The following is a 22866-nucleotide window of genomic DNA, read 5'->3' as shown; positions in this document are numbered from 1 at the left end:
CGGGCCGCCGCCGCGCGGGATCAGGCGGCGAGTTCCCGCCCCAGCGTTTCCACCCGGCGCAGGTCGTCCACGAAGGCCGCGTAGGCCTCCGCCTTCGCCTCGTCGGGCAAGCGCAGGAGGTAGGAGGGGTGCACGGTGATGAAGCCCTGGAAGCGGTTGTCGTGCCGGTCGAACCGGAACGGCCCGCGCGCCCGCGTGATCGGAACCGCCTTTCCGGTCAGCGCCAGCACGGCGGTCGCGCCGAGGGCGACGACGAGCTTGGGCGCCACGAACTCCAGCTCCCGGTCGAGCCACCAGCGATAATGGCTGACCTCGCCGGCCGTCGGCTTCTGGTGGATGCGGCGCTTGCCGCGCTCCTCGAACTTGAAGTGCTTGACCGCGTTCGTGAGATAGCTTGCCCCGCGGTCGATCCCGGCCTCCGCCATGGCGCGGGACAGGAGCTGCCCGGCCGGCCCGATGAAGGGACGACCCTGCCGGTCCTCCTGGTCGCCGGGCTGCTCACCCACGAAGGCGATCGTGGCGCCCACCGGCCCCTCGCCGAGCACGGCCTGGGTCGCGCCCGGCACGAGCGGCTCGGTCCGGCGGATGATCGCGTTCAGCTCGTCCAGGGTCTTGGGATCCTGGTCCGCCATCGCGGCGACGGCGCGGGCGGGTTCGCGGCGTGTGGGCACGGTCGGCTCCCTCTCGATCATCGCTTCGGTACGCCCGGCCGCCGCGCGCACCAGGGCGGGGATCGCGGCCGTCTCGGGCATGTTGCGCCAGTATTTCTTGGGCATCTCGGCCCGCATCGCCTTGAGGTTGGTGCGGGCCGGGTTGAACGTGCTCTCGTAATAGGTCTGCCAGCCGGCCTCGAACCCGTCGCCCTCGGGCAGCTGCGTCCGGTCCCCGGGCGGCCCGAAGGTCAGGGTCTCGGTGTCCCAATGGGCCGAGCCCTCGGGCGTCAGGATCGACCAGCGCATCCCGCGGAAGCGGTTCACGAAGAACGGTGCGGCGGCCTCCAGGATGTGGTGATCCGGCTCGAACCACGCGACGTAGTGCTCGCCCCGGCCATCTTCCGACCGACGGAAGCGCAGGAAGGCGTGCATCTTGTGCAGGTCGCGCCCGATCGCCTTCGCCATCCGGTGCAGGCGGTAGACCAGCGGGTCGCTGCCGACCTCCATCAGGTGCCGCTCGCCTTGGCAGACCCGCCAGATCAACGCGTAGAGCAGGCCGTAGCGTTCCGGATCGCTGTGCGGAACCACCTGGGGGATCAGGCCGGCCACAGGTTTCGGCAGGGCCAGCGGCGCGCCAGGGGCCGGGGCCGACGCGGCGCCGAACAGGCCGGGCGAATCGGTCACCGTCCATGTCACGGCTTCGGGCCGAACGCCCTGGGCGACGAGGCTCCGGACGGCAAGGCGAAAACCGGTGAGATCGGCGCCCGGGCGCAAAGCGACGGCGCGCGGACTCCGCGAATCCCCTCCCCTCTCAGCGGGGGAGAGAAGGGAAGGCGCGTTTCCCGCTCGCATCAAAACAAGCTCAGCTGGGCCGCCGGCTCGACCAGCCGCGTCCGCAGGTCGAGCCGATCCGTGAGACCGACGGGGCGATGATCGGCGGCCACGAGGAACGGCCGCGCCCGTTTCAGGCCCGACGTGAGACGGGCGACGTCGTCCAGGCGCAGGGTCGTGTGGCGGCGCGCCTTGACGATCTTGTCGACCGCCCGCGCCCCGAGCCCCGGCACCCGCAGCAGCCATTCCCGATCGGCCTTGTTGACGTCCACGGGGAACTTGTCCCGATGCTTCAGCGCCCAGGCGAGCTTCGGATCGATGTCGAGGGCGAGCATGCCGCCCTCGGCCGCGTCGGCGACGTCGTCGGGGGTGAATGCGTAGTACCGGAGCAGCCAGTCGGCCTGGTAGAGCCGGTGCTCGCGCTGGAGCGGCGGCGGTTTTGGCGGCAGGATCGCCGAGCCGTCCGGGATCGGGCTGAACGCGGAGTAATAGACCCGCTTCAGGCCGACGCTGCCATAGAGCAGCGCACTCTTGCGGATCAGCGCCTCGTCGGTGGTGGCGTCCGCCCCCACGATCACCTGCGTCGAATGACCGGCCGGCGAGAAGCGCCTCTTCTCGGCCTTCGCCTCCGCGATCCGCTCGCCGATCTGCGCCATCGCGCCCTGGATCGCGGCGCCGTCCTTCTCGGGAGCAAGGCGCTCCAGGCTCGCCTCGGTGGGCAGCTCGACGTTGATCGACAGCCGGTCGGCGTAGAGGCCGGCCTCCTCGATCAGCCAGGGGCTCGCCTCGGGGATCGATTTCAGGTGGATGTACCCGGCGAAGCCATGGTCGCGCCGGAGCGACTTCGCCACGCGGGTCAGCAGTTCCATCGTGTGGTCCGGCGACTTGATGATGCCGGAGGACAGGAACAGACCCTCGATGTAGTTGCGCCGGTAGAAATTCAGCGTGAGATTCACGACCTCCTCGACCGTGAATTTCGCCCGCCGCACGTTCGAGGACCGCCGGTTCACGCAGTAGGCGCAGTCGAACAGGCACCAGTTGGTCAGCAGGATCTTCAGGAGCGACACGCAGCGCCCGTCCGGCGTGTAGGCGTGGCAAATTCCGGCCCCGGTGGTGGAGCCGAGGCCGTCCTTGCCGGCCGCGCGCTTCGGCGCCGCCGACGAGGCGCAGGACGCATCGTATTTCGCGGCATCGGCCAGGATGCGCAGCTTCTTGGCAAGGGTCTCGTCCATCGAACAGACAATGAACAACCCGGCCGAAGGTGCAAGGCGGACGAGCCCTTTGCCCCGAGCCGCGATGCCGCACCCGTCATGGCGGCGCATCCGGCTCCTCGTCGACGACCCGCCGGGCGAGGTCGTAGCCGAACCCGGCCCGCGCCAGCGCCGCGAGGTCCCTGTCCCGATAGGCGGCCCGCTGATCCGAGCGGCGATGCGGACCCAGGCGCCGCCGCTTGGCATAGGCCCGGGCGGATTGATCTTCGATCCGGTCCGCCTCCCCGTCGGCCATGGCCTCGCGCTCGGCCTGCATGGCCGCCTCGACCACGGCCCGCGGGACGCCCTTGGCGGCGAGCTTGGCCGAGACGCCCCGGCTGGACGTGCCGCGTCGGCGCAGGGTGGCGAGCCGGGTATCGGCGAATCGCGCATCGTCCACGAGCCCGGCCGAGACCGCCCGCGCCACCGTCGCGGCGACGAGGTCCGCGAAGCCCTCGGGATCCTCGCCCCGAGCCCGCGCCCGCTTCTGGACCCGGCGCGCCAGGGTCCGGCGCAGCATCTCGGTCGAGGCGCTGTAGCGCTCCAGATAATGGAGCGCGGCCCGTTCGAGCCAGGCCGGACTCACCGGCCCCGGCGGCTTGGCCGCCCGGTCGCGGCGTTCTGGCGCGGATCCTGCAACGTTTGGAGGTTTCACCGGTTCTTCACGATCTCGACAGGTTTGCGTTCCATGACTCGGCTATGGAACGTGCGCAACGCGACAGGCTCGGCGATGGCCCGAACCACCGTTCTTCGTCCGATCGCCCTCAGGGCCGCAGGCGGCGCCTGCAGTCCGGGGCGGCGATTCTGATGCGCCGCGAGTGGCTCCTGGTCCTCGTCGCCCTGGGGCTCGCCGCGGCCGCGGCCGCCATCGTCTACCTGTCGCGTCCGAACACGCTCACGGTCGCGGTCGGTCCCCAGGACGGACCCGAGGCCGCGCTGATCGAGGCCTATGCCAGCGCCCTCGACCGGGCGCGCGAGGATGTGCGCCTCAAGGTCGTCCGGTACGGCGATGTCCGCGACAGCGCCCTGGCACTCCAGCGGAACAAGGCCGACCTCGCGGTGGTCCGGCCGGACGTGTTCCTGCCCGAGAACGGGCTGACCCTGGCGATCCTGCACGACGAGGCCCTGGTGATCGCCGCCCCCGAGGCAGCCGACATCGACGACGTCCCCGCCCTCGCACGCAAGCGGCTCGGCATCGTCGTCCGCCACAGTGCCGACCTGCCGTTCCTGACGAACCTGCTCTCCTTCTACGACCTGCTGCCCGACAGCGCGGCCGAGGACGCGCCGGAGAGCAGCCATGCGGCTGCCGAGGCGGAGCCCGGCCACGTCGTCGTGGTGCCGCTGAAGGTCGGCGAGGTCACGGCCGCCCTCGCCGACAAACGGGTCGACGCGGTCGCGATCATCGCCAGCCCCGCATCGAAGGCGGCGGCCGGGATGGTGCACGCCGTCGAACTGGGTTCGCTGGACCGCAAGATCGGCTTCGTCTCGATCCCGGATGGCGACGCGATCCTGCAACGCTTCCCGGAGTTGCAAGCCGTGACCATCCCGGCGGGCACCTTCGGCGGTCGACCGAAGCGGCCCGACGAGGAGATCAAGACCGTCGGCGCCTCCTATCGCCTGATGGCCCGGGGCACGGTCAGCCGCGTCGCAGTCGCCTCGGCGACGCAGCACCTGTTCGAGTGGCGCTCGCGGCTCGCCTCGGCGGCGCCGGTTGCCAAGCTGATGAAGGCGCCGGACTTCGACACGACGGTGGCGGCGACCTCCGCGCGCCTCCCGAACCATCCCGGTGCGGTCGACTATTTCGAGCGCGAGCAGCAGACCTTTCTCGATCGCTACGAGGACTACATCTACCTCTTCGCCTTCTTCGGCGGCACGATCGGCTCCGGCATTGCCTGGATCGGGCAGCGGCTCGCCCGCAAGCGCCGGGAGCGCGTGGACGTCGTGCTCGACCGGCTGCTCGACATCATGCGCGAGGTGCGTGCGGCGACGACCAGTTCCGAATTGGACACGATCGCGATCGAGACCGACGGGCTGGTGGCCGACGTGGTCTGCTATGCCCGCGAGCGCAGCATCGATTCCCGCACGGTGAGCGCCCTGATCCTGGCGGTGGACGGGGTGCACGCGGCCATCGCCGACGCCCGGCGTCAGGCGAGCGAGACCGAGCCGCGGGGTGCGTCCCGCAACCGGACGGCGCGGCTGCTCGCACTCGACCTCCCGGCGGCGGAATGACCACGGGGGCCGGATGGCTGGCGGCGTAGGGATATCATGCTAACGGGAGCCATGTTCGATCCCGTCGCCGCCCTCAACACGGTCCTGGAGAACCTCGACCGCGAGGCCCGCGAGCCCACCAAGCTCAGGGCCGCCCTTGTGCCGCAGTTGCGCCGGGTGATCGAGGAGGGCCACCGCGCCGCCGAGGCGCAGCTCCTCGAGGACCGCAACGGTCTGCGCTGCGCGCAAACGCTCTCGAACCTCACCGACGCGGTGGTCCGCGCGATCCACGACGCCGTGGTCTGGCGGCTCTATCCCAACGACAATCCTTCGACCGGCGAGCAGCTCGCGGTGGTCGCCACCGGCGGCTACGGCCGGGGCACGATGGCGCCGGGCTCGGACATCGATCTCCTGTTCCTGCTGCCCTACAAGCAGACCGCGTGGTCGGAGAGCGTCGTCGAGGGGATGCTCTATGTCCTGTGGGACCTGAAGCTGAAGGTCGGCCACGCCACACGATCGGTGGAGGAATGCCTGCGCGAGGCGCGGGCCGACATGACGATCCGTACCGCCCTCCTGGAAGCGCGATACCTGTTCGGCACCCGGATCCTCTACGAGGAACTCGTGACGCGGTTCGACGCCGAGCTGGTGGTCGGGTCCGCCTCCGAATTCGTGGAGGCGAAGCTGCGCGAGCGCGACCTGCGCGTCTCGAAGGCCGGTACCTCCCGCTACCTCGTCGAGCCCAACGTCAAGGACGGCAAGGGCGGCCTGCGCGACCTGAACACGCTGTTCTGGATCGCCAAATACACCTACCGCGTGCGCGACCAGATCGAACTCGTGAGCGCCGGCCTGTTCACCCCGGACGAATACGCGTTGTTCGAGCGCTGCGACGAGTTCCTGTGGCGGGTCCGCTGCCACATGCACTTCGCGACGAAGCGCGCGGAAGAGCGCCTGTCCTTCGGATTGCAGCCGCGGATCGCCGAACGCTTCGGGTACGAGGCCCGCGGCGGATTGTCGGGCGTCGAGCGCTTCATGAAGGCGTATTTCCGCGTCGCCAAGGATGTCGGCGACCTCACCGCCATCGTGTGTGCGGAGCTGGAGGCGCGCCACGCCAAGCGCACGCCGGTGCTCGACCGCTGGATCGGCCGGTTCCGCGACCGCTTCCGGGCGACCGCGATCGAGGCGGAGGATTTCTGGATCGACCACGGCCGGGTGAACCTGCGCGCGGAGGACGCCTTCGAACGCGACCCGGTCAACCTGATCCGGCTGTTCTGGCTCGCCGACCGGCACAACCTCGCGATCCATCCGGACGCGAAGCGGCTGGCCAACCGGTCCCTTCGCCTCGTCAACCCGTCGCTGCGCGTCGACCCCGAGGCGAACCGCCTGTTCGTCGAGATCCTGACCTCGCGGAATGCGCCGGAAGAGGCCTTGCGCGAGATGAACGAGGCGGGCGTGCTCGGCCGCTTCATTCCGGATTTCGGCCGCATCGTCGCGATGATGCAGTTCAACATGTACCACCACTTCACGGTGGACGAGCACCTGCTGCGCACGGTCGGCGTGCTGGCCGACATCGAATCGGGTCGGGCTCAGGAGACCTATCCGCTGGTCTCGCGCCTCGTGCACACGATCCACAACCGCACGGCTCTCTACGCGGCGATCCTGCTGCACGACATCGCCAAGGGCCGGCCGGAGGACCACTCGATCGCCGGCGCCGCCATCGCCGAGAAGCTCTGCCCCCGCTTCGGCCTGAACCAGGCCGAGACCGAGACGGTGCGCTGGCTCGTGGAGCACCACCTGCTGATGTCCATGACGGCGCAGAGCCGCGACCTCTCGGACGCCAAGACGATCGAGCGCTTCGCCGCGAGCGTGCAGAGCTTGGAGCGGCTGAAGCTCCTTACGATCCTGACCGTGGCGGATATCACGGCGGTCGGCCCCGGCGTCTGGACCGCCTGGAAAGGCACACTGGTCCGCACCCTCTACGACGAGACCGAGGTCTACCTGTCGGGGGGCCATTCCGAGATCGCCCGCACGGACCGGGTGCGCCTCGTCCAGATGGGCCTGCGCGAGCAGCTGCCCGGCTGGGCCTCGGAGGAGTTCGACGCGTATGCGGGCCGGCACAGCCAGGCCTACTGGCTCAAGGTCGACGGCACGCGCCAGCTCAAGAACGCGATCTTCCTGCGCGACGCCCTCGCCGACGGCCGGACCAGCGCGACCGACGTGGGCCTCGATCCCGTGCGGGGGGTGACCGAGATCACGATCTACTCGCCGGATCATCCGCGCCTGCTCGCCATCGTCACCGGCGCCTGCGCGGCGGCCGGCAGCAACATCGTCGACGCGCAGATCTTCACCACCACCGACGGCTTCGCCCTGGACACGATCTTCATCTCCCGCGCCTTCGAGCGCGACGAGGACGAGCTGCGCCGGACCAAGCGCATCACGGCGGCGATCGAGCGGGCGCTGAAGGGGGAGATCCGCATCGCCGACCTCGTCGCCGACAAGCACCCGCTGTCGAGCACCCGCGCCAAGACCTTCCCGGTGCCGCCGGACGTCATCATCGACAACGCCCTGTCAAGCCGGGAAACCGTCGTGGAGGTGACCGGCCTCGACCGGCCGGGCCTCCTCTACGAGCTGACGACGGCCTTCGGCCGGCTGTCGCTCAACATCACCTCGGCCCACGTGGCGACCTTCGGCGAGCGGGCCGTGGATGTCTTCTACGTCACCGATCTTACCGGCACGCGGGTGACGCAGCCCGACCGGCAGGCCGCGATCCGCAGCGCGGTGATGGACGTGTTCGCGCACGACGTCGCCACCCTCAAGGCCGAGGGACTGGAGGCGCTGGTGGCTGCGCCCCCGCCGCGGGAGGCGTGAGCGGACGGGTTGATTTCGTCGCCCCTCGGTCAGATATCAGCGCCGAATTCGACCATCCCGCATCGATTCCCGCCCACGACTGAAACGTGATGACGAGCAACGACATGACCCAGGATGACCAGCGCCAGACCACGGTCGAAGCCGGTGCCGGCCAGGATTCCGCGCCCGCGGATCTGGGCGCCGGGTCGGCCTCGGTCGATCCCGTCGCGGAGGCCCTGGCCCTGCTCACCGCTGAGCGCGACGAACTGAAGGACCGGATGCTGCGCACCCTCGCCGAGATGGAGAATCTGCGGCGCCGCACGGAACGTGAGGTTGCCGACGCCCGAGCCTACGCGGTGACCAACTTCGCCCGGGACGTGCTCAACGTCGCCGACAACATCCGCCGTGCCCTCGACAGTGTCCCGGCTGACGCGAAGGCCTCGGCGGACGGCGCCCTGAAGGGCCTTATCGACGGCATCGACCTGACCGAGCGCGACCTCGGCAAGACCCTCGAGCGCCACGGCGTGAAGATCGTCGAACCGCAGGGCCAGAAGTTCGATCCCAACCGTCACCAGGCGATGTTCGAGGTGTCGAATGCCGAGGTTCCGGCAGGAACCGTCGTGCAGGTCGTGCAGGCGGGCTACGTCATCGGCGAGCGCGTGCTTCGGCCGGCCCTGGTGGGTGTGGCCAAGGGCGGTCCCAAGGCTGCCGCCAATCCGGCCGACGCGGCCTGACCCGTCCTGCGGCGCGGCCTACTGGCAGGGCAGCGCCGCGGCGAAATCCGAGATGAACTGCGCGGTCTGTCGGGTCTGAGCCGGCGCGCGCGGGTCTCTGGCAACCGTTCCGGCCTCGCGCTGGAGGCGACCGTTGCAGGCGCAGGTCGGCAGCCTCCCCGAGGCCGGTTCGGGATAGCACGCGTCGTGATGCGCACAGGCGCGATCCAGGGCGTCGATCGGCGGGTATCCGGGTCCCCGACTGCCGGGGCCGCAGAAATTCCCGTAGATCAGGATGCCACCGTGGCCGGCCGAGCCGGGCGGGACGATTTCCTGAGCTTGCGCCGAGACGGCGCAGGCCACGAGCCCGAAGGCGAGCGAAACGATCGTCAGGGAAGTCGGGCTCGGAACGGTCACGGTCGATCCTGTCGGCGAAGACCCCTGGTCACGCGGAGCGAGGCCCGAGCGGCATTCGGGATTGCCGATCCCCACCGGCCGAGAACAGGTGCACGCGGCCGACGGATTCGCAAAGCCGAACGCCGTCCATTGCGACCGAGCCCGGCCGATCCGTCAAGTACTCGGCCAGGCAATATTACTCAGAATCGGTAATTTACACCGGCCCGAACCAGAGCGAACCCGGAATCCTGTTTGCCGGCACCATAATATGCCGGAACGCTGGCTTTGTAATACGTCGCGGCGGCCGATCCTCGGCCGAGATGGAGATAGAGGGCCTCCACTTTGACGGAGAGCTTCTCGGTGAAGGCGTACTCGATGCCGCCGCCGGTCGCGTAGCCGATCCGATCGGTGGACGGTGGAGCGTAGGGATAGGATCCCGCATAGGTTGAGCGGGCACCGCCGCCATACGCGAAGCCGCCGGTGCCGTAGACGAGGACGCGATCGAACGCGTAGCCGAGCCGGCCGCGGACCGTGCCGAAATAGTCCAGGCTGGGCCGAACGCTGTAGTAGGGCGTCGTGCCGAGATAAGCGGCGTCCGCCTTCGCGAAGGCCGTGCCCTGGATGTCGGTTTCGGCGCCGACCAGGAAGCCGGAGCCCGGGTTGAACTGATAATTGTAGCCGATCTGTCCGCCACCGGCGAAGCCGCCGGACCGACCGCCGCCGGTGGCGGCCCCGTAGGTCGGGTCGGTGAATCCGCTGCTTCCCGTGTGGAGGGCGTACCCCGCATTCAAGCCCGCATAGAATCCGGTCCACGTGAAGACCGGCAGCGGGGGCGGCAGGGGCGGAGGCGGTGCGCGCCGGGGCAGATCCGCTGCCTGAGCCGTAAGGGCGACGCAGCCGATCGTGATGCCCGTGAGGGCAGCATGGAACCTGAAGGTCATGGATTTCTCGGTCTGGAGCGCGGCGAGGCGGCGGGATCAGAGGGCCAGGAGGAGCAGACCGACGACCGTCACGGACAAGATCAGGCACAGCGCGAGATCGAGGACGGCCGCTCCGCCGCAGGCCGGGGCTGGCTGCGGATGACCCGATCCGGACAGGGCAATCACGACTGCACCGCGGGGATTTCGGTCGCTCGCGCGGCCGCTCTCATGGTTCGGGTGGCGCGCGCTGGCGTGACGACACCCGAGGGTGCCGCCGCCCCGTCTGAGGGGATGACGGGTGCGGCGGCCTGCGACGTCTTCGGTGCGATGGCGCGGTGGACCGTTTCCGCGACAGCGACCCCGAGGACGGGCAGGGTGAACGCGGCGAAGGCGCAGACGAGGCGCCGCAACCGCGGAATGGGATCGCTCAACCGCAGACGGGCGGCGGACGAAACGGGGAGCGTGAGCGGTGGCATCGCCACTGGGACAAGCGGGCGGGTTCGATCTGTCATTGCTGCCTGTTCCCGGCTCTTCGTGGGAAATTTGACCACGATCTGGCTTACGTGTGCAAAAATCCCACGTCAATTCTGAAAGTGCGGTTCGGTGTGCGGGGCCGCACGCGGTGGGATTGTATCCCACGGCACAAGCCGTCACGATGGAGCCATGTCTGAGACTGCCGATACACCGCGGGAGGGGGCCAACCTTCACGCGCCGCTCGCGCGGCTGCTGCGCCCACTCGTGCGCCTGCTCGTGGCTCGCGGCATCACGTTCCCGGGACTGATGGACCTCCTGCGTGAGCTCTACGTGAACGTGGCGGAATACGACTTCGCACTGGCCGGCAAGGAGCAGACCGACAGCCGCGTCTCCCTGCTGACCGGCATCCACCGCAAGGAGGTCCGGCGTCTGCGCGGTGCCGGCGCCCCGGTCAGCGCCGTTCCGGCGGTCGTCTCGCGCACCAGCCGGATCATCGCCCGCTGGATCGCCGATCCGGCCTTCACCGATCCGCAGGGCCAACCCCTGAAGCTGCCGCGCACTGCCGAGGGCGGCGCGCCCTCGTTCGAATCCCTGGTGGCCGGCGTGACCCGGGACCTGCGGCCCCGCGCCGTCCTCGACGAGTGGCTCGACCGCGGGCTGGCCTTCACCGATCCGCAGGATCGGATCGTGCTGGCCGAGGCCGCCTACGTGCCCCGGGGCGACGGCGCCGAGGGGCCGCAGCTCTATTATTTCGGCCGCAACCTGCACGACCACATCGCCGCGGCCGTCGCCAACATCGTCGGCGAGACGCCGCGCTTCCTGGAGCGGGCGGTCCACTATGACGGGCTGTCCAAGGAGCTCGCGACCAAGCTCGAGGCTCGCGCCCGCGAGATCGCCATGGAGGCCCTGCAGCAGGCCAACCGGGAAGCGCACGCGGCCTGCCAGACCGACCCGGGCGGCACGCATCGCTGGAACTTCGGCCTTTACGTCTACACGGAAGCGGCGCCCCCGGCGCAGCCCAAGGACGGCCGTTGAGAGCCCGGCCGGTGCCCGTGTCGCCCAATCGTCGGTTCGTCCTGCGCCTGCTCGCGGGCGCCGCGACCCTCTTGCCAGGCGCCGTCCGTCCGCAGGAAGCGCCGCGCGACCAGGGTATCGGCGGCACCGGCATGATGCGGACCGACGAGCCGAAGGGCGGATCTCTGGGTGAAGGCGACCGCGGCATCGGCGGCACCGGCGTGATCGGCACGATCCGCCGCTTCGGCTCGATCATCGTCAACGACCTGCGCATCGCCTATCCGCCGGAGGTGGAGGTGCGCATCGACGGCGCTCCCGCGACGACCGCCGACCTGAAGATCGGGCAGGTGGTCCACGTGGTCGCGCGGCCGGAGGGCGGCGGCCTCGCCACGCGGCGCATCGACGTGACCAGCGAGGTGGTCGGGCCGGTGGAGGCCGTCGCGCCGGGGCACCTGATCGTGCTGGGGCAGCGGGTCTCGACCGCGGGTCTCGACGGCGCGTGGAAGCCGGGCGCACGGGTCGCCGTGAGCGGGCTGCGGCGGCCGGACGGCGTGATCGTGGCGAGCCTGATCGAGGCGCGGGAGACCGGGCCGGATCGCGTCTCCGGCCCGGTGCGCCGCGGCCCGGACGGGCTCAGGATCGGCGCCCTCCGCCTCTCGGGGGCCGACGCCCTGCCGCCGGGCAAGCGTGTCCAGGTGACCGGAACGGCGACGAACAATGTGCTCGCCGTGACCAACGCGGCGCAGGTGGGCCTGCCGTTTCCGCCGGGTCTCAGGCGGGTCTCGATCGAGGCCTATATCGGCCGGGCCGGCGCCGGTCTCGACGTCGGCGCAGGCTACGCGGTGGTGGGCCGGGCGGCCGCGCGGGTTCCGCGCGCCGGGAGCGTGCGGGCGGTGCTGACTGCCTCGATCGCGCGGGACGGCGACCTCACGGTCGAGCGGCTGCGGATCGAGAACCGCATCGCTCCCGGGCCGACGCAACCGGATGCCCCGCGGTTCGAGCGGGAGCGCGACCGACTGGATCTGCGCAACCTGCCCGACGAACTGCCCGGACGTTTCGGCGCCGAGCCCGGCGGCAGAGCCGGAGGTTTGGGCGGCCTCGGTGGGCCGCGCGGCCCCGCCATCGATACCCGGCCGGGGGGCGCCCTGGTCCCCGGCACGGACGGACCTGGAGGGTTCGGGGCGCCCCGCGGCGGCTTCGGCGGCGCGCCGCCGGCAGGCCCGGGGGCGTTTCCGGGCGGCCCGGGGGGGTTCRGCGGTCCGCCCGGCGGGCCGGGCGCAGGCCCGGGTGGCGGCGGTTTCGGCGGCGGCGGTTTCGGTGGACCTGGCGGAGGACGTCGCTAGGACGGGCCTCAGCCCCCGGCCTCCCGATCGAGCAGCGCGCGCTTGCGCGCGACGCCCCAGCGATAGCCCGAGAGAGCGCCGTCCGAGCGCACCACCCTGTGGCAGGGGATGGCCACYGCGACCGGATTCGCCCCGCAGGCCCGGGCGACCGCGCGCATCGCCGTCGGCAGGCCGATGGCCCGGGCGATCTCCGCGTAGGTCGCCGTCGACCCGACCGGGATCTTGCGCAAGGCCTCCCAGACCTGCTGCTGGAAGGCGGTGCCACGAATGTCGAGGGGCAGGTCGAGACCGCTGCCCGGCGCCTCCACGAGGCCGATGACCTGCGCCATCCAGCGCTCGAAAACCGGATCGCCGCCTTCGATCTCCGCGCCGGGAAAGCGGTCCTGGAGATCCTGCAGCAGGGGCTCGGGCGCATCGCCGAGCAGGATCGCGCAGACGCCCGCCTCGGTGGCGGCGACCAGGATCGCGCCCAGGGTGCAGGCGCCGATGCCGAACCGGATATGCAGGCCCGCGCCCCCGGTCCTGTAGGATGCGGGCGCCATGCCGAGGCGGGGGGCGCCGCCCGCGTAGAAGCGGCTCGCCGCGCCGTAGCCGGCTTCGTACAGGACCTCGGTCACCGAGGCGGCTCCCGGCAGACGGGCGGCCACCGTGGCGGCGCGGCGGGCGGCGGCATAGCCCTTCGGCGTCACGCCGGTGGCGGCCTTGAACACCCGGTGGAAATGGTAGGCACTCAGGCCGGCGGCGCGGGCGAGTTCGGCGAGCGACGGCATCGTCTCGGCCGACTCGATCAGGCGACAGGCCCGGGCGACCATCTCGGCCCTGCGCTCGGCCAGCGCGGGCTCGTCCGGGCGGCAGCGCCGGCACGGCCGGAAGCCGGCAGCCTCGGCCTCGGCGCAGGACCGGTGGAAGGTCACGTTCTCGGGCCGCGCCGCCCGCGAGGCGCAGCTCGGACGGCAGTAAACCCCGGTGGTGCGGACCGCGTACACGAAGGTGCCGTCGGCGCGCGCGTCGCGGGCCGAGAGGGCCGCCCAACAGTCGGCTTCACTGAGATCGGGCCTGGGAACCACGCGCATGGCGGCGGCACTATGCGGCTTGGCGTGGGCGTTGGGGAGGGGCATGAGGGGACCTGCCGGGCGGTGGATGGCGCTCGCCGCACTCTGTCCATCCGTTGCCGCTCCGGCATCCCGCTCCTTGCGCCCGAATCCGCTGCAACCGGCGGCCGGCACCGGAGCGGGCGCTCCGCCTCGCGAGGACGCCATGGCATCCAGCAACACCGACCACATCCATGTCGGCCAGGACGGGTGGCTGTTCCTGAAAACGGGGACCAACGATGTCCTCGGCCAGTACGAACGGCCCGAGGAGACGACGGAGCTGATCTGGCAGTGGCGGAGCCTCGTGACGACCCGCGAACGGCGCCTGCGCGGCCTGGGTATCCTGTATCGCCACGTCGTCGCCCCGGAGAAGCTGATGATCTACGATCACCGTCTCGACGGGCTCGCGATCCGCCCGGCCGCGTCGCCGGCCTACCGTCTGCTGCACAACGAGCCCTCGACGGGCCGCCTTCGAGGCCCCATCGCCCGCTACGCCGGCTGGCGCCGACGGAAGCGCTGGCGGGCGACCTGCATCGATCTGGTGACCCCGATGCGGACGCAGCGCGACAGCGCCGACCTCTACTGCCGGACCGACACACACTGGTCGTTCGAGGGATGCTTCCTGGCCTATGCTGAGATCTGCCGGGCACTGGGAGCAACGCCGCGGGACGACCTGCGGGACCGGCCCTCCTTCGAGACCGACCACGACGGCGATCTGGGAAGCGCGTTCGATCCGCCGCGGCGGGCGCGCTCGCGCACCGTCCTGATGCAGCAGGACGCGGTGCGGACCTATGGCAGCCCGATCGTCGAGGCACGGGAGAAGGCCGGGCTCCTGCACACGCTGCATGTCGGCGCCCACGTGGTCTACGGCAACGCCAAGGCCACCGACCCGCGGCGGCTGGCGCTGTTCGGCGATTCCTTCTCGCACGTCATGCCGTACATGCTGACGATCATGCTCGCGGAAACGTTCCGCGAGGTGCACTTCATCTGGAGCACCTCGCTGGACTGGCCGTATATCGAGCGCGTCCGGCCCGACATCGTGCTCACCGAGGTGGCCGAGCGGTTCATGGTCCAACTGCCCGACGACACCTTCTCGGTCGAACGTTACGCCCAGGAGCGTTTCGGCGCCGAACTCGCCGCCGCCGGCGCCTGACCGGTGCCGGCGGGCCGATCCGATCAGGCCTGCAGCTTGGCCATCAGCGCGTCGGACAGGGCGAAGTTGACGTAGACGTGCTGAACGTCGTCCTGGTCCTCGATCACCTCCACGAGGCGGATCAGCTTCTCGCCGGTCTCGTCGTCGACATCGATGGTGTTCTGCGCCTTCCAGATCAGGCCGGTGCGGCTGGGCTCGCCGAAACGGGCTTCCAGCGCCTTGACAACGTCGCCGTAGGAATCCTGTGCGCAGACGACCTCGTGACCGTCCTCGCCGGAGCTGACATCGTCGGCGCCGGCCTCGATGGCGGCCTCCAACATCGTGTCGGCATCGGCCACGGAGGCCGGGTAGGCGATCACGCCGACGCGGTCGAACATGAAGGCGACGGCCCCCGTCTCGGCGAGGCTGCCGCCGGACTTGGTGAAGGCCGAGCGCACGTCCGAGGCGGTGCGGTTGCGGTTGTCGGTCTGCGCCTCGACGATCAAGGCCGCGCCGCCGGGGCCGTACCCCTCGTAGCGGATGTCCTCATAGTTCTCGCCATCCACGCCGGCTGCCTTCTTGATGGCACGCTCGATATTGTCCTTGGGCATGTTCTCGGCGCGGGCCGCCAGGATCGCCGCCCGCAGGCGTGCGTTCATCGCCGGATCGGGCGTGCCGAGCTTGGCCGCGACCGTGATCTCGCGGGCGAGCTTGCCGAACACCTTCGAGCGGACCGCATCCACCCGGCCCTTCCGGTGCATGATGTTCTTGAACTGCGAATGGCCTGCCATGACGGTTCAGACTTTTGTTCGTTGACGAGGGCGGGCGTTCGGGACCCCGCCGTCGCGGCTGTGAGATCGCGCCGTATATAGGCCGCCCGCTTCCGGCGAAGCAACGCAGCCGCTCATGGAGCCCGGGATCGGTCGGCCGCGGAAAGATTACCGTATCCGGGCGTTGCCACAGGGAGTGCCCCTCAATCGGAGGCCTGATGCCGAGCCGGAATGGACGCAACACGGTCATGGTCGCGGGCGCGAGCGCCGGCGTCGGCCGGGCGGTGGCCCACGAATTCGCCCGGCACGGCTGGAATGTCGGGCTGATCGCCCGGGGCGAGGCAGGGCTCAGGGGCACGATCCGCGACGTGGAGCAGGCCGGTGGCCGGGCACTGGCCTTCGCGGCCGACGTCGCCGACGCGGATGCGGTCGCGCAGGCCGCCGACGCCTTGGCCGACCGGTTCGGCGGTATCGACGTCTGGGTCAACAACGCCATGGTGACGATCTACGCAGCCGTGCAGGAGACGCGCCCGGAGGAATTCCGCCGCGCCACGGAGGTCACCTATCTCGGCCAGGTCCACGGCACCCTGGCAGCCCTCCGACACATGGTCCCGCGCGACCGGGGCACGATCGTCCATATCGGCTCGGCGCTCGCCTACCGGTCTATCCCGCTCCAGGCGAGCTACTGCGCCGCCAAGGCCGCCGTGCGCGGCTTCGTCGATTCCCTGCGCAGCGAGCTGCTCCACGACGGCAGCCGGGTGCGGCTGACGATGGTGCAGCTGCCGGCGGTGAACACGCCTCAGTTCGACTGGGCGCGCTCACGGCTGCCGCGCAAGCTCGAACCGGTGCCTCCGATCTACCAGCCGGAGGCCATCGCCCGGCACGTCTTCCGGGCGGCCCACGATGCGCCGCGGGAGTTGTGGATCGGGGCCTCGGCCTGGACGGCGATCATCGGAAACATGCTGATCCCGGGCTGGATCGACGGCTATCTCGCCCGGCACGGCTATCGCGGGGAGATGACCAGCGTGCAGGCCAAGAGGAACCGACCCGACAACCTCTACGACCCGGTAGATACCGATCCGGGGGCGCATGGACGCTTCGACGCCCGTGCGACCGGACAGGTCACCGCGGCCGACCCGCGCTGGCTGAAATTGGGCCTCGCGGCGGCGCTCGGTCTCGTGGCCGGGACGATGCTGTTCGCCACCGAGGCGCACGGGCGCGAGACGGGGCGACAGGCCCGTCGGCGGAGCCAACCCCCGGTCTAGCCGCGCGACAGGCCGAGGCCGGCCTGCCACCTCACGCCGCCCGCACAGTCACGAGGAAGCGCTGGACCTCGGCCGTGAGTTGCGCGGATTGATCCGACAGCGCCGATGCCGCGGCCAGAACCTGGCCCGCGGCCGTGCCAGTCTCCTCGGCGGCCGAAGCGACGCTCGCGATGTTGCTCGTCACCTCGCCCGTCCCGGCCGCAGCCTGCCCGACATTGCGCACGATCTCCTGCGTTGCAGCCTCCTGCTCTTCGACGGCCGCCGCGATCGAGGCCGCGACGCCGTTGATCTCGCGGATCCGCGCCGCGATGGCGCCGAGCGCGGACGCGGCCTGATTCGACGCGCCCTGCACCTGCCCGACCTGCCGGCCGATCTCCTCGGTGGCCCGGGCCGTCTGGTCGGCCAGCGCCTTCACCTCCGCCGCCACGACGGCGAAGCCCTTGCCGGCCTCGCCGGCGCGGGCCGCCTCGATGGTGGCATTCAGCGCCAGCAGGTTCGTCTGGGCCGCGATGCCCGAGATCAGCGCCACGATCTCGCCGATCTTGCCGACGCTCTGGGTCAGGGCGTGGACCAGCTCGCCGCTTCGGTCCGCCTCCGCCACGGCAGTCTGCGCCAACCCCGCCGAGCCATCGACCTGCCGGCCGATCTCCTGCACCGACGTGCCCAGCTCCTCCGCGGCAGCCGCGACCGTGCCGACATTCGTTGCGGCTTGGTCGGCCGCGGCCGCCACGGTGGTCGACCGCGCCGCCGTCTCGGAGGCGGTGGACGCCATGGACTGCGCCGTGGCTTGCAGCGCGCCTGCCGAGCCGGACACCGCGCGGACGATCCCGCCGACCGCTTGCTCGAACCCGTCGGCGATCTCCCGCAGAGCCGTGCGGCGCTCCACCTCCGCGGCGTGCCGGGCCTCGGCGGCCTCCTGCTCCAGCGACCGGGTCCGGAGCAGGTTGTCCTTGAACACCTGTACGGCGCCGGCCATCGCCCCCAGTTCGTCCGTGCGCTGGGCTCCGGACACGTGGCCGTCGACGTCGCCGTCGGCGAGGCGGCGCATGGAACCCGCCAGCCCGAGGATGCCCCGCACGACGCGCACCTGGACGATCAGGATCGCCGCAGCCGCGACTCCGGTCGCGAAAAGGATGGCGGCGACCGCGAATATGAAATCCTGGCGGGCCGCCGCCGCGGAGGCGCGCGCCCGCTTCACGGCCGCGTCGATGACCGTGACCGCCGCGTCGGAGATCGCCTTCAGGCCGGCCAAGACCCGGGTATCCCATTCCGGATCCAGGCTGAGCAGGGGGCGCCCCGCCAGGAGCTCGCCGATTGCGGCCTGCCGCATCTCCGACAGGCGGCCCGCGAAATAGGCGGCCTTCGCGCTGGCATAGGCCTCCTTCACGTCTGCATCGACCCCGGCGATCTTCACGGAGCGCTCGGCGAGTTGCCACGCCGTGCGCTCCTCTGCCTGTGCCGTGATCAGCCGCTGCAGGGCTTCGGGCTTGCTCGTGATCACTTGGGTTCGGAAGTCCCCGACGAGCGCCAGGACAGTGCCGCCGCTCTTGCGTGCGACCCAGGTCGCCGCCCTGGCATCGAGATAGCTGCCAAAGGCCGTGTCGAGGGTTTGAATCTCCGTCTCCAAAACCTCTGAAGCGGCTTCGAGCGCTGTGATGAAGCGGTTCGCGTGGTCGTCCACGTTCTTGCGGAGCGTCGGATCGCGCTCGGCGAGCCTCTGTTCGAAGGCGACGTCCATGGCCGGGCGGGCGCGCTGCCACGCGCGCAACAGGGTTTGCAGGTCGGCTCCCTTCGCGCGCAGGCCCGCCGCCGGGGCTTGGCTCAGCCCGGTGATGGCCGTGTCCGCGACCGCGTCGAACGCCGTCCGGCCCGCGAGCGAGGCCTGCCGGTGGCTGCGATTACGATCAGGCTCAGCGGAGAGGGCGAACAAGGCCCAACCGCGCTCGACGCGCAACTCTGTCAGACCGACGAAAAGTCCGTGGTCAATGGACATGTAAGTCGCGACCTGATCGGCCTTATTCAGTGCCGACCGGCTCCTGAATATCTCCAATGCGGCGAAACCGATCGACGAAAGGCCGATCAGAGCGAATAGAGACACGAGCAAGAAACGGATCGACGGCGCACGCACGAACATTACCCCACTCTTGCGAGCACGAGGTCTGATTATCCTAAGATTTATTCACAAAGCAATCAGATTTTTCAGCAGTTCGATATTCGTCTTATTGACGATATGTACCTACAGATCATTCTTTATACAAGAATTTATTCAAAAATATTCAGCTCGATCGAAATAATATACGGCGATCAGTCGAACGGTTGTTGCGGCGCAACCTCGGTGAACTTCCCGCCCTGGCAGACCGATCTCGATCCGGCGCAAGGTCAGTCACGGGAGCCGTCGCTGCCGGTAATGGGGACGGCGATCTCCGCCGACGTCGGGGGCACCCGAGGCGGCGCGCACCGTCCGGAGATGGTTGGGCGTCCCGGCCTACGGATGCATCTCAGGACCGTGCGGGACTGCGCCGTGACCCGCGAGGCTCGCGTGCCACCGGTTCAGGCCGGCTAGGTCCACGACGCCGCCCGGCCATTCGAACCCGGCGAGGTGCCGGTGCGGCCGACCCGGCTCGCCGAGGTCCGAGACCGCCGAGAAGGCGCCGTCGAGCCGGTGGCTGTCGGTGTAGCGGCTCCGGGTCGCCAGGACCGGAAGGCCGGCGGCGCGGGCCGAGCTGATGCCGGCGGCGGAATCCTCGAACGCCACGGCGTCCGCGGCGGCGACGCCCAGGCCGGCGAGCGCCAGCAGATAGACGTCGGGCGCCGGCTTCTTGCGGTCGGCCTGGTCGCCGGCGGCGATCACGTCGAAGGGCACGAGGCCGGGCGCGAAGTTCACGGCGACGAGCTGATCGACGTTCGGCCGGCTGGTCGTGGTGGCGACGGCGAGCCGGATCCCGGCCGCCCGCGCCTCGGCGATCAGCCGTCCGATGCCAGGGCGCAGGGGCAGCCGACACGCCGCCACCAGCGCGCCGTAGGCGGCGGTCTTGCGGGCGTGGATCTCCGGGGCCAGGGCGTGGAGCGCGTCGGCCTGCGCGGCGTGCTGCGTGTCGATGTAATGGGCGAGCCGCTCCTTGCCGCCCATCACGGTGAGCAGATCGGCGTAGAGCGCCGGATCCCAGTCCCAGGGCAGGCCGACCTCCGCGAACGCGCGGTTGAACGCCTGCCGGTGCAGATCCTCGGTCTCGGCGAGGGTGCCGTCGACGTCGAAGATCAGCGCCTTCAGCACGACAGGTCGCGGCCGGAGGCGCCCTCCGCGCCATCACGGATCGCCGCGATGCGCTCGGCATAAGCGTCCGGGCCGCCGGCGAAGACGGCGTTGCCGGCGACGAAGGTGTCGGCACCGGCGCGGCTCGCGGCCTTCACGGTCTCGGGATCGATGCCGCCGTCGACCTGGATGCGGATGTCGCGCCCCGCCACCATGGCGCGCACCCGCGCGACCGACTCCATGGCGCTCTTCAGGAAGCTCTGCCCGCCGAAGCCGGGATTGACGGTCATCACCAGCACGAGGTCCACGAGGTCGAGCACCGGCTCGACCATGGCGGCCGGCGTGCCGGGATTGATCGCCACGCCCGCGCGCTTGCCGAGGTCGCGGATGGTCTGGAGCGAGCGATGGATGTGCGGCCCGGCCTCGGCATGGACCGTGATGCCGTCGGCGCCGGCCTGCGCGAAGGCCGCGAGATACGGATCGGCCGGGGCGATCATCAGGTGCACGTCGAAGAACTTCTGCGTGTGCGGTCGCAGAGCCTTCACCACCGGCGGCCCGAAGGTGATGTTGGGCACGAAATGCCCGTCCATCACGTCGAGGTGGATCCAGTCGGCCCCGGCCGCATCCACGGCGCGGGTCTCCTCGGCGAGCTTCGAGAAGTCGGCGGAGAGGATCGAGGGGGCGATGACGGGTGTGAGCATGGGAGGCTTTCGGGATGGTTCAGGCCAGCCTGCGGCGGCGCTCGACGAGCTGCATGATCATCGGCGTCAGGATCAGCTGCATGGCGAGATCCAGCTTCCCGCCGGGGATCACGATGGAATTGGCTCGGCTCATGAAGCTGTCGTGGATCATGGAGACGAGATACGAGAAATCGATCCCTTTCGGGTCCTTAAAGCGGATCACCACCATCGACTCGTCGGCGGTGGGGATCCAGCGGGCGATGAACGGGTTCGAGGTGTCGACCGTCGGCACCCGCTGGAAGTTGATGTCGGTGAACGAGAATTGCGGGCAGATGGTCTGCACGTAATCCGGCATGCGCCGCAGGATCACGTCCGTGACGGCCTCGGTGGAGTAGCCGCGGAACGATCGGTCCCGGTGCAGCTTCTGGATCCATTCGAGGTTGATCACCGGCACGACGCCGATCTTCAGGTCGGCGTAACGGGCGATGTCGACGTCCTGGTCGGCCACGCAGCCGTGCAGGCCCTCGTAGAACAGCAGGTCGGAATCCGGGGGGAACGACTCCCAGTCCGAGAAGCTGCCCTCCGGGATGCCGTAGGCGTGCGCATCGTGGGCGTCATGCGCGTAATGGCGGGTCCGGCCGGTGCCGGACTCGGCGTAGCTTCGGAACACCGCCTCCAACTCGGGCAGGAGGTTGGCCCGCGGCGCGAAGTGGGACAGCGTCGGCTCGTTCGCCATCATGGCCCGCATCGTGTCCCGGTCGAAGGCGTGGAAGCCGTCGCCCTCGATGAACACCGCCAGCACGTCCTCCCGGCGGAAGATCTGCTCGAAGGTGTTGCGAACCGAGGTCGTGCCGGCCCCGGAGGAGCCGGTCACCGAGATGATGGGATGCCGCGCCGACATTCTGTTCGGCCTTCGTGCTGCGCCTACGACCGCATGAGGCCGCGCTGGCCGAAGAGCGGCGAGCGGCCGGCATCGGGCTTGCCGCCCGCGTAGTAGGTCGCAACGCAGTCCACCTCCTCGGTGGAGCCGCAGACCAGAGGCGCCCGCTCGTGGATGCCGGTGGCCACGAGATCGAGAATCCGGGTCTGGCCATCGGTGGCGGCGCCGCCGGCCTGCTCGACCAGCATCGCCACGGGGGCGACCTCGTAGAGCAGCCGCAGGCGGCCGCGGGCGTAGTTCTTCCGGGCGTCGCCCGGATAGAGGAACACGCCGCCGCGGGTCAGCACGCGCTGGATGTCGGCCACCAGGGAGGCGAGCCAGCGCATGTTGTAGTCCTTGTCGCGCGGCCCCTCGGTGCCGCGCTGGCAATCCTCGATATAGGCCTTCACCGGGGCGTCCCAGTGCCGGGCGTTCGAGGCGTTGATGGCGAATTCCTTGGTGGTGGCCGGCACCGAGAGGGCCGGGCTCGTCAGCTTGAACCGGCCCTCGGCGCGGTCGAGCACGTAGGACTGGGTGCCGTCGCCAAGCGTCAGGATCAGCGCGGTGGCCGGTCCGTAGGTGACGAAGCCCGCGGCGATCTGGGCCGAACCGGGCGTGGTGAACGATGCGAGCGGATTCGCCGGATCCTTGATCGACGGCCGGATGCCGAAGATCAGGCCGACGGCCATGTTGACGCCGATGTTGGACGAGCCGTCGAGGGGATCGATGGCGACCGCGAGCGGCGCGTCCGGGTTCAGCCGCATCACCTCCTCGGCCTCCTCGGAGGCGACCTCGGCGACCGGGGCGCCGCGAAGCGCCGCGGTCACGCTTTCGTGCGCGATGACGTCGAGGGCCTTCTGCACGTCGCCGTCGCTGTTATGCTCGCCGGCCGCCGCGAGGTCGCCGCCGAGCGCCCCGCGCCCGATCCGCTCGCTGATCTCCACGGCCGAGCGCGCGACGGCCGCGATCACCGCGGCGGCGTCCTTCAGGGCCGGGTTGGCGTCCACGGCCTGCGCCAGGCAGGTCTCGAGGGGCGTTCCGACCGCCGCTGAAATTGCCATCGGCCTACTCCTCCTGCTCGGATCCCGTCCCTCGGGATCGCGCGTTCCG

At 70.3% G+C, this 22866-nt stretch carries 19 protein-coding genes; 7 read left to right on the top strand and 12 right to left on the bottom strand.

Going from position 1 to position 22866, the window contains the following annotated elements; all coding sequences use genetic code 11:
• Positions 1-20 precede the first annotated feature (20 nt).
• The 3 genes from AC1DXK_RS04015 to AC1DXK_RS04005 all read right to left on the bottom strand — a co-directional run bounded on the left by AC1DXK_RS04015 (position 21) and on the right by AC1DXK_RS04005 (position 3320).
• Positions 21-1505 carry a UdgX family uracil-DNA binding protein gene (locus AC1DXK_RS04015; RefSeq protein ID WP_457108029.1) on the bottom strand — a complete coding sequence of 495 codons (1485 nt, stop codon included), beginning with the start codon at positions 1503-1505 and terminating at the stop codon, positions 21-23.
• Positions 1505-2716: a putative DNA modification/repair radical SAM protein gene (locus AC1DXK_RS04010; protein WP_457108028.1), complete on the bottom strand. Its 1212-nt coding sequence runs from the start codon at positions 2714-2716 to the stop codon at positions 1505-1507. Before AC1DXK_RS04010 ends, AC1DXK_RS04015 begins: the two co-directional genes overlap by 1 nt.
• A gap of 76 nt (positions 2717-2792) precedes the next feature.
• Positions 2793-3320 carry a regulatory protein RecX gene (locus AC1DXK_RS04005; protein WP_457108027.1) on the bottom strand — a complete coding sequence of 176 codons (528 nt, stop codon included), beginning with the start codon at positions 3318-3320 and terminating at the stop codon, positions 2793-2795.
• Between the two features lie 221 nt (positions 3321-3541).
• On the opposite strand from AC1DXK_RS04005, the gene AC1DXK_RS04000 reads away from it, so the two are divergent.
• The 3 genes from AC1DXK_RS04000 to grpE all read left to right on the top strand — a co-directional run bounded on the left by AC1DXK_RS04000 (position 3542) and on the right by grpE (position 8520).
• Entirely contained in the window at positions 3542-4963 is a 1422-nt protein-coding gene (locus AC1DXK_RS04000) for a TAXI family TRAP transporter solute-binding subunit (RefSeq protein WP_457108026.1), read from the top strand.
• Positions 4964-5014: 51 nt separating this feature from the next.
• The gene (locus AC1DXK_RS03995) at positions 5015-7807 is read left to right on the top strand and encodes a [protein-PII] uridylyltransferase (protein WP_457108025.1); all 2793 of its coding nucleotides are present in this window, start codon (positions 5015-5017) and stop codon (positions 7805-7807) included.
• Positions 7808-7911: 104 nt separating this feature from the next.
• A complete protein-coding gene (grpE, locus tag AC1DXK_RS03990; RefSeq protein ID WP_477296961.1) occupies positions 7912-8520 on the top strand; it encodes a nucleotide exchange factor GrpE in 609 nt (202 codons plus the stop codon).
• 18 nt (positions 8521-8538) lie between these two features.
• Here the strand turns inward: grpE and AC1DXK_RS03985 are convergent, their stop codons facing one another.
• Both AC1DXK_RS03985 and AC1DXK_RS03980 read right to left on the bottom strand, forming a co-directional pair.
• Positions 8539-8916 (bottom strand): hypothetical protein, encoded by a 378-nt coding sequence (locus tag AC1DXK_RS03985; protein WP_457108023.1) that lies wholly within the window; start codon positions 8914-8916, stop codon positions 8539-8541.
• Positions 8917-9095: 179 nt separating this feature from the next.
• Positions 9096-9836, bottom strand: a complete 741-nt coding sequence (locus AC1DXK_RS03980) for an outer membrane protein (protein WP_477296959.1) — start codon at positions 9834-9836, stop codon at positions 9096-9098.
• A 642-nt stretch (positions 9837-10478) separates the two neighbouring features.
• On the opposite strand from AC1DXK_RS03980, the gene AC1DXK_RS03975 reads away from it, so the two are divergent.
• On the top strand, positions 10479-11324 hold the full coding sequence (locus tag AC1DXK_RS03975; RefSeq protein WP_457108021.1) for a DUF6502 family protein: 846 nt from the start codon (positions 10479-10481) through the stop codon (positions 11322-11324).
• Positions 11325-11335: 11 nt separating this feature from the next.
• The gene (locus AC1DXK_RS03970) at positions 11336-12646 is read left to right on the top strand and encodes a DUF5666 domain-containing protein (protein ID WP_477296957.1); all 1311 of its coding nucleotides are present in this window, start codon (positions 11336-11338) and stop codon (positions 12644-12646) included.
• 8 nt (positions 12647-12654) lie between these two features.
• On the opposite strand, the gene ada is transcribed toward AC1DXK_RS03970, so the two are convergent.
• A complete protein-coding gene (ada, locus tag AC1DXK_RS03965; protein ID WP_457104232.1) occupies positions 12655-13719 on the bottom strand; it encodes a bifunctional DNA-binding transcriptional regulator/O6-methylguanine-DNA methyltransferase Ada in 1065 nt (354 codons plus the stop codon).
• 184 nt (positions 13720-13903) lie between these two features.
• Here ada and AC1DXK_RS03960 point away from each other — a divergent pair, with 184 nt between their 5' ends.
• Positions 13904-14890 (top strand): alginate O-acetyltransferase AlgX-related protein, encoded by a 987-nt coding sequence (locus AC1DXK_RS03960; RefSeq protein ID WP_457104072.1) that lies wholly within the window; start codon positions 13904-13906, stop codon positions 14888-14890.
• 23 nt (positions 14891-14913) lie between these two features.
• Here the strand turns inward: AC1DXK_RS03960 and AC1DXK_RS03955 are convergent, their stop codons facing one another.
• A complete protein-coding gene (locus AC1DXK_RS03955; protein WP_457104073.1) occupies positions 14914-15660 on the bottom strand; it encodes a YebC/PmpR family DNA-binding transcriptional regulator in 747 nt (248 codons plus the stop codon).
• 197 nt (positions 15661-15857) lie between these two features.
• On the opposite strand from AC1DXK_RS03955, the gene AC1DXK_RS03950 reads away from it, so the two are divergent.
• On the top strand, positions 15858-16904 hold the full coding sequence (locus AC1DXK_RS03950) for an SDR family oxidoreductase (protein WP_457104074.1): 1047 nt from the start codon (positions 15858-15860) through the stop codon (positions 16902-16904).
• A 31-nt stretch (positions 16905-16935) separates the two neighbouring features.
• Here the strand turns inward: AC1DXK_RS03950 and AC1DXK_RS03945 are convergent, their stop codons facing one another.
• The 5 genes from AC1DXK_RS03945 to AC1DXK_RS03925 form a co-directional block, all read right to left on the bottom strand.
• The gene (locus AC1DXK_RS03945; RefSeq protein ID WP_457104075.1) at positions 16936-18897 is read right to left on the bottom strand and encodes a methyl-accepting chemotaxis protein; all 1962 of its coding nucleotides are present in this window, start codon (positions 18895-18897) and stop codon (positions 16936-16938) included.
• Between the two features lie 492 nt (positions 18898-19389).
• Positions 19390-20178: an HAD-IA family hydrolase gene (locus AC1DXK_RS03940; RefSeq protein WP_477296954.1), complete on the bottom strand. Its 789-nt coding sequence runs from the start codon at positions 20176-20178 to the stop codon at positions 19390-19392.
• Positions 20172-20858 (bottom strand): ribulose-phosphate 3-epimerase, encoded by a 687-nt coding sequence (gene rpe / locus AC1DXK_RS03935; protein WP_457104077.1) that lies wholly within the window; start codon positions 20856-20858, stop codon positions 20172-20174. Before rpe ends, AC1DXK_RS03940 begins: the two co-directional genes overlap by 7 nt.
• Before the next feature lie 19 nt (positions 20859-20877).
• Complete coding sequence (locus AC1DXK_RS03930; RefSeq protein ID WP_457104078.1) at positions 20878-21738, bottom strand: phosphoribulokinase; 861 nt, start codon at positions 21736-21738, stop codon at positions 20878-20880.
• Between the two features lie 23 nt (positions 21739-21761).
• The gene (locus tag AC1DXK_RS03925; RefSeq protein ID WP_457104079.1) at positions 21762-22817 is read right to left on the bottom strand and encodes a class 1 fructose-bisphosphatase; all 1056 of its coding nucleotides are present in this window, start codon (positions 22815-22817) and stop codon (positions 21762-21764) included.
• Positions 22818-22866: the final 49 nt, after the last annotated feature.

The sequence above is a fragment of the Methylobacterium sp. P3_A11 genome, assembly GCF_056403155.1.
This window is presented reverse-complemented; position numbering and strand designations above follow the sequence as displayed.

Excerpts from the sequence above, each read along its gene's own strand:
- AC1DXK_RS04015 (WP_457108029.1), bottom strand. The coding sequence starts at position 1,505 with ATGCGAGCGGGAAACGCGCCTTCCCTTCTCTCCCCCGCTGAGAGGGGA.
- AC1DXK_RS04010 (WP_457108028.1), bottom strand. The coding sequence starts at position 2,716 with ATGGACGAGACCCTTGCCAAGAAGCTGCGCATCCTGGCCGATGCCGCG.
- AC1DXK_RS04000 (WP_457108026.1), top strand. The coding sequence starts at position 3,542 with ATGCGCCGCGAGTGGCTCCTGGTCCTCGTCGCCCTGGGGCTCGCCGCG.
- AC1DXK_RS03995 (WP_457108025.1), top strand. The coding sequence starts at position 5,015 with ATGTTCGATCCCGTCGCCGCCCTCAACACGGTCCTGGAGAACCTCGAC.
- grpE (WP_477296961.1), top strand. The coding sequence starts at position 7,912 with ATGACCCAGGATGACCAGCGCCAGACCACGGTCGAAGCCGGTGCCGGC.
- AC1DXK_RS03980 (WP_477296959.1), bottom strand. The coding sequence starts at position 9,836 with ATGACCTTCAGGTTCCATGCTGCCCTCACGGGCATCACGATCGGCTGC.
- AC1DXK_RS03975 (WP_457108021.1), top strand. The coding sequence starts at position 10,479 with ATGTCTGAGACTGCCGATACACCGCGGGAGGGGGCCAACCTTCACGCG.
- AC1DXK_RS03960 (WP_457104072.1), top strand. The coding sequence starts at position 13,904 with ATGGCATCCAGCAACACCGACCACATCCATGTCGGCCAGGACGGGTGG.
- AC1DXK_RS03955 (WP_457104073.1), bottom strand. The coding sequence starts at position 15,660 with ATGGCAGGCCATTCGCAGTTCAAGAACATCATGCACCGGAAGGGCCGG.
- AC1DXK_RS03950 (WP_457104074.1), top strand. The coding sequence starts at position 15,858 with ATGCCGAGCCGGAATGGACGCAACACGGTCATGGTCGCGGGCGCGAGC.
- AC1DXK_RS03945 (WP_457104075.1), bottom strand. The coding sequence starts at position 18,897 with ATGTCCATTGACCACGGACTTTTCGTCGGTCTGACAGAGTTGCGCGTC.
- rpe (WP_457104077.1), bottom strand. The coding sequence starts at position 20,858 with ATGCTCACACCCGTCATCGCCCCCTCGATCCTCTCCGCCGACTTCTCG.
- AC1DXK_RS03930 (WP_457104078.1), bottom strand. The coding sequence starts at position 21,738 with ATGTCGGCGCGGCATCCCATCATCTCGGTGACCGGCTCCTCCGGGGCC.
- AC1DXK_RS03925 (WP_457104079.1), bottom strand. The coding sequence starts at position 22,817 with ATGGCAATTTCAGCGGCGGTCGGAACGCCCCTCGAGACCTGCCTGGCG.